The organism is Pseudomonadota bacterium, assembly GCA_026388215.1.
In the GTDB taxonomy this organism is placed as follows: domain Bacteria; phylum Desulfobacterota; class Syntrophorhabdia; order Syntrophorhabdales; family Syntrophorhabdaceae; genus JAPLKF01.
In genome coordinates this window covers 1-5,619 of the sequence record JAPLKF010000067.1, presented here as the reverse complement: position 1 = coordinate 5,619, position 5,619 = coordinate 1, and the positions used below count along the sequence as shown (strand labels likewise).

The window sequence follows — 5,619 nt, the reverse complement described above, 5'->3', positions numbered from 1 at the left end:
CTATATAAAACCACTTAAGGAAGTATCAATTGACGTGAACAAAAGGGCCCTTATCGTGGGAGGGGGCATTGCAGGTATGACGGCAGCCTTAAAACTTGCGAATCAGAATTTCGAGGTATTCCTTGTGGAAAAGGAAGATGCCCTTGGAGGAAACCTTAGACACATATTCCATACGCTCGACGGGATGGAAGTCCAGGATTTTTTAAAGGAGACTACAGAAAAGGTGATAAGCCATCCCCTCATACATGTAGAAACAAATACAACAATAAAAGACCATACAGGCTTTAAAGGAAATTTTGAGACAGGGCTTTTGATTGGAACTGATAAAGAGTACAAAAAGATAAAACATGGCATCATTGTGCTTGCAACAGGGGGAGAAGAGCATAAACCCCATGGCATGTACAGGTACGGTGAAGATGAAAGGGTTATGACCCAGATGGAACTGGAGGGAAAGGTTGTAGATGGAACACTGCCCCCATTTGAAAGATGCGTGATGATACAGTGTGTCGGTTCGAGGAACGAGGAGCGTCCATACTGTGGAAGGGTCTGCTGTTCCACTGCTATCAAAAATGCAATAACCCTGAAAGAGAAAAGGCCTGATAGAGATGTGGTAATCCTTTACAGGGACATAAGGACTTACGGATTTCTGGAGAAGTATTATCTGAAGGCGAGGAGACTCGGTGTGAGGTTCATAAGATTCGATGCAGCAACCCCCCCTACCCTCTCACTGAAAAATGGTTCACTCTACATGAGCTGTTATGATCCCTCGATAATGGAGCAGATTTCATTCAAGACGGATTTAATTGCCTTAAGCAGTGCGGTAATACCGAGGGATAATAAAGAACTTGCAACACTGTTTAAGGTACCGAGGACAAATGAAGGCTTCTTTCTTGAGGCACACATGAAACTAAAACCCCTCGATTTTGCATCTGACGGTATGTTCCTGGCTGGTCTCTGCCATTCGCCGAAGAATATTCAGGAAACCATTACCCAGGCGGAAGGCTCTGTTGCACGGGCAATCACAATACTTTCAAAGGATAAGATAGCTGTTGGTGGTATCGTTGCCTCAGTGGAGGGGGATAAGTGTGCAGCATGCCTCACCTGTGTCAGGGTATGTCCTTATTCTGTACCCATAATCAATGAAAAAGGTGAAGCAGAGATCGATATCAGTAAATGCAAGGGGTGTGGTTCCTGTGCTGCAGAATGTCCTGCTAAGGCGATTGATTTAATGCATTACAGGGATATCCAGATAGTGGAGAAGACAAAGGCATTGTGTGGAAAGTGAGAATAAAATTATATGAATAACCAATTAAAGAACAATAACCAATTACCAAACAACAATAACCAAACAAATTCTAAGTCTGTAATTTGGAATTTGATTATTGGTTATTGTCTTTCATCTGAAACTTGGAATTTGGTTATTGGTTATTGGGTATTATTTGGAGCTTGGGATTTTGTTATTGGTTATTGCAAGGAAAAGGGATAGAATATGGAAGGTTTTGAACCTGAAATTATAGCTTTTTGCTGCGAATTCTGAGGGTATACAGCTGCGGACCTGGCAGGTTCGATGAGACTCTCTTACCCTACAAATATCAAGATCATGAAAGTACCATGTACCGGTAGGGTCGACATTATTCACGTTCTAAAGGCATTTGAGAATGGTGCTGATGGTGTATATCTTGTAGGGTGTCTTGAGGGGGATTGCCATTTTCTGACAGGAAATTTAAGGGCAAAAAAACGGGTTGAATATGTAAAGAAACTCTTAGATGAGAGCGGAATAGGAGGGGAACGGGTTGCAATGTACAATATGTCTGCAGCAGAAGGCCAGCACTTTGCAGAGGTAGCCCGTGAAATGACAGAAAAGATAAGGGCCCTCGGGCCAAATCCGGCTAAGAAGCAGTGGTCAAGTGATCAAGTGGCCAAGGATTCAAGTGAAAATCTCTCGAACCCTGGAACCCTCGAACCCTCGAACCCTTAATTTCAGTATGGAGGATTAAGCCAATGATAGTAGCAAACAGGAAACCCTTTGAGGAGATCATCGAGATGGTGAAGCCATATTCAAGGATACTCCTCCTCGGTTGCAATGAATGTGTCACAGTATGTGCTGTGGGAGGGGCAAAAGAGGTTGCAGTTCTTGCATCTGAAATAAGGTTGTTCAGGCAAAAAGAAGGAAGACCGGTTGAAATAAAGGAATTGACACTGGAGAGGAACTGTGACCTGGAATATGTGGAGACTCTAAAACCTATTATCAATGACTACGATGTGGTAATATCAATGGCATGCGGTTGTGGTATCCAGTTTGTCGGGGAAAATTACAGGAACAAGATAATCTTACCAGCAGTAAACACGAGCTTCGAGGGTGTTACGGAAGAACACGGGGTATGGACTGAGCGGTGTCAGGGCTGTGGCAACTGTGTCCTCGATAAAACCCTCGGCATATGTCCTGTGACGAGGTGTGCAAAGAGCCTATTCAACGGACCATGCGGAGGTTCACAGGATGGTAAGTGTGAGGTAGATAAGGATATCCCCTGCGGCTGGCAGCTGATTGTTGACAGGTACAAAGAGATGAATATGCTGGAGAAATACCTTGAGATTCAGCCCGCGAAGGACTGGTCTACAAGCAGGGATGGCGGCCCGAGAAAAAGAATCAGGGAGGATTTGAAGATATGAATACAGGGAGTAATTTAGAAAGGGTTTTAAAAAGCGGGGCATTTGCCGTTACATCCGAATGCGGTCCCCCAAGGGGTGCGGATCCTGAAGTAATCAGGAAAAAAGGTTCTTTTCTAAAAGGCTATGTAGACGCCGTGAATGTCACCGATAACCAGACAAGCGTTGTGAGGATGAGCAGTTTCTCCGCTTGTCTTATACTGAAGGAAATGGGTTTTAACCCCGTTATGCAGATGGTGTGCAGGGATAGAAACAGGATTGCAATACAGAGCGATATCTTAGGGGCTGCCGCCTTGGGCATCAACAATATTTTATGTCTATCAGGAGACCATCAGAAGTTCGGAGACCATCCAGGGGCAAAGAATGTGTTTGATATTGACTCTATGCAGCTTATCCAGTGCGTGAGGCGCATGACAGATGAGGGGAAGTTTTTAAGTGGAGAAGAGATAAAGGGTAAACCTAATATATTTGTCGGCTGTGCAGCAAACCCCTTTGCAGACCCATTCGAGATAAGGGCAATGAGGCTTGCGAAAAAGGTGAAGGCAGGGGCAGAGTTCGTCCAGACACAGTGTATCTTTAATGTGGAAAAATTTGAAAAGTGGATGGAGATGGTCCGTGATTTAGGTCTTAATGAAAAGGTCTATATACTTGCCGGGATTACCCCGATGAAGTCAATCGGGATGGCACGTTATATGAAAAATTCAGTCCCGGGCATGGATATACCTGAAGAACAGATCGAGCGTTTGAAAAATGTCCCGAAGGAAAAGGTTGCAGAAGAGGGAATAAAGATAGCTGTTGAGACAATCGAAAGGGTAAGGGCAATAAAAGGTGTGGCTGGCGTGCACATCATGGCAATTGAATGGGAAGAGAAGGTTCCGGAGATTGTAAAGTCAGCAGGGCTTTACCCCAGACCATAGTCTAACAATTTTCATTACAGGAATGGGGGTATGCAAGGTGATTATCCATTACTGGCCGACCTTATCGTAATTTTTCACTTCCTCTATGTTCTTTTTGCTGTCGGAGGACAAATAGTGATTATCTTCGGGGGATTCTTAAGGTGGAGGTGGATTCGAAACCTTACCTTCCGGGTGGTTCACCTTATATCTGTTGTTCTGGTTGCTGTTGAGGCCTTCATACGGGTACTATGTCCCCTTACAGTATGGGAATATAACTTAAGGCGGCTTTCTGGACAAACAGTCGACAGGGATATCTCATTCATTGCACGTCTTGTAAGGATGGTAATTTTTTACGATTTCCCTTCCTGGGTCTTTACCATCATGCATATTACATTTGGGTTCATTGTGATACTCACTTTTGTTTTAATCCCACCAAGGTTTCACAGGCAGGCCATAAAAGAGCAGCAACCTAATCCTTAAAATTTACCGCTACCTTCGTCCTGCAATGTCTGGAGTAAAGGAGCGGTGGTTTCAACATAGCCAGCAGATTCAAGATAGTACAGGTCAAGTGCCATAAATACTGTCAACAAAATACATGGATAATTCAAGTACTCTATCCTGCCCACGGTTGTCTTCTATATTGGCTCGTCTGGTTCCACCCAGATAATGTGCCTTTTATTAATAACCAGCACCTTTTTCGGCATATCCTGTTGTTGAACCACATCATACAATACGATAAAAGGGGCTTCGCCCTTCATAAACATATCGGATATTCTTTTATTGGGCCCTATGTTAATTTTCCCTCGAATCATAGACCCATCAACAGTCTTGACGTATATAAACTTCTCAACAACCTTTGAAGTTTTTGCTTTTTTCTTAATCATTATTCCACCTCCATGAAATGAATTATATCCTTAGATACTTTCAGAATAATTTTACACCCCTATAGCTCGATTTCCAAATAAAATAACTAAATCAGCTTTGAATAAAAAGAAAATACCTTGAGATACCGCGGTTTTAAAATTCGTTGACAATAAAATTAGTTTTTTATACCATTGATTCTATAGTGATTATATTCAACAAGAGGAAAGCAGAAAAGAGAATATGTCAGATGTCAAGGTTAAATAAAAAATTCCAGAAGAAGGGGGTTTACATGAAAATAAAAGGATTTACTTTCATAACCGCTATAGTCCTTCTTATCGCGGCAATGATTTTTTTGTCTCCTGGAAAAAGTGGTTTTACTCCAACACCCGCAATAGCTGACGACGCCTTAGATGCCAGGCAGCTGGTGGACAAGGCAAAGCTCACCTTCGAAACCTTTACGGTCGCCCGAGAAATGGAGGGTTTTCGTAAATTAGTCAAGGATGCCAGGGGCGTGTTTATCGCACCCCAGATTCTGAAAGGGGCATTTATCATTGGTGCATCGGGCGGAAGCGGGGTGTTGCTGGTGCGGGAAAAGAAAACCGGACAATGGACAGGGCCTGCCTTCTATACAATCGGTGAAGCGAGCTTTGGCCTTCAGATTGGCGGGGAAGCGTCGGAAGTGATACTTCTGATAATGACCGAAAGGGGTGTCACGGCACTTCTTTCGAGTAGTGTCAAGCTCGGTGCTGACATTGGCGTAGCTGTGGGACCGGTCGGAGTTGGAGTGGATGCCTCAACTGCAAATCTCAGTGCTGACATTATCAGCTATGCGCGCTCTAAGGGGCTGTACGGCGGCATATCCGTTGAGGGTGCAGTTGTGAAGGTCCGTGAAGGTTTAAATAAGTCCTACTATGGAAAGAAGGTAACCCCCACAGATATCCTTATCCGCAAGGCGGTCAAAAATTCGCATTCTGCTCCGCTTCTTGAGACAGTCTCCAAGGGGGTTCAAGGAAAATAATCTCCGGGAGAGCTATAAAGGCTCTCTGCTCTCTGCTTTTAGCTTTTAGCTATTCTATTAGCTATGAACTATCAGCTATGAACTGCATTTGAAGACGCCTGCGGATTATGCAGGTATTAAAAAGGAGGGTGTCATGGAACTCAGCGGCCATACGGCGTTAATCACCGGAGCAGG

Annotated in this window: 7 protein-coding genes; 6 read left to right on the top strand and 1 reads right to left on the bottom strand. The window is 43.9% G+C overall.

All coding sequences use genetic code 11. The annotated features are described in order from the left end of the window. The 5 genes from NTU69_04515 to NTU69_04495 form a co-directional block, all read left to right on the top strand. Positions 1-1,285 (top strand): FAD-dependent oxidoreductase (locus tag NTU69_04515; protein ID MCX5802788.1); only part of this gene is annotated, 1,285 nt, incomplete at its 5' end. 204 nt (positions 1,286-1,489) lie between these two features. After that, complete coding sequence (locus tag NTU69_04510; protein MCX5802787.1) at positions 1,490-1,978, top strand: hydrogenase iron-sulfur subunit; 489 nt, start codon at positions 1,490-1,492, stop codon at positions 1,976-1,978. 23 nt (positions 1,979-2,001) lie between these two features. Next, positions 2,002-2,670 carry a methylenetetrahydrofolate reductase C-terminal domain-containing protein gene (locus NTU69_04505; protein ID MCX5802786.1) on the top strand — a complete coding sequence of 223 codons (669 nt, stop codon included), beginning with the start codon at positions 2,002-2,004 and terminating at the stop codon, positions 2,668-2,670. Continuing rightward, positions 2,667-3,584 (top strand): methylenetetrahydrofolate reductase, encoded by a 918-nt coding sequence (locus NTU69_04500; protein MCX5802785.1) that lies wholly within the window; start codon positions 2,667-2,669, stop codon positions 3,582-3,584. Before NTU69_04505 ends, NTU69_04500 begins: the two co-directional genes overlap by 4 nt. 30 nt (positions 3,585-3,614) lie before the next feature. Next, on the top strand, positions 3,615-4,043 hold the full coding sequence (locus NTU69_04495; GenBank protein ID MCX5802784.1) for a DUF2784 domain-containing protein: 429 nt from the start codon (positions 3,615-3,617) through the stop codon (positions 4,041-4,043). 155 nt (positions 4,044-4,198) lie between these two features. Here NTU69_04495 and NTU69_04490 read toward each other — a convergent pair whose 3' ends face one another. Continuing rightward, positions 4,199-4,447 (bottom strand): hypothetical protein, encoded by a 249-nt coding sequence (locus NTU69_04490; protein MCX5802783.1) that lies wholly within the window; start codon positions 4,445-4,447, stop codon positions 4,199-4,201. Between the two features lie 269 nt (positions 4,448-4,716). Here NTU69_04490 and NTU69_04485 point away from each other — a divergent pair, with 269 nt between their 5' ends. Next, positions 4,717-5,445: a lipid-binding SYLF domain-containing protein gene (locus tag NTU69_04485; GenBank protein ID MCX5802782.1), complete on the top strand. Its 729-nt coding sequence runs from the start codon at positions 4,717-4,719 to the stop codon at positions 5,443-5,445. The last annotated feature ends 174 nt before the right edge of the window (positions 5,446-5,619 follow it).

Coding starts and splice junctions, on each gene's coding strand:
- NTU69_04505 (MCX5802786.1), top strand. CDS start 2,002: ATGATAGTAGCAAACAGGAAACCCTTTGAGGAGATCATCGAGATGGTG.
- NTU69_04500 (MCX5802785.1), top strand. CDS start 2,667: ATGAATACAGGGAGTAATTTAGAAAGGGTTTTAAAAAGCGGGGCATTT.
- NTU69_04495 (MCX5802784.1), top strand. CDS start 3,615: ATGCAAGGTGATTATCCATTACTGGCCGACCTTATCGTAATTTTTCAC.
- NTU69_04490 (MCX5802783.1), bottom strand. CDS start 4,447: ATGATTAAGAAAAAAGCAAAAACTTCAAAGGTTGTTGAGAAGTTTATA.
- NTU69_04485 (MCX5802782.1), top strand. CDS start 4,717: ATGAAAATAAAAGGATTTACTTTCATAACCGCTATAGTCCTTCTTATC.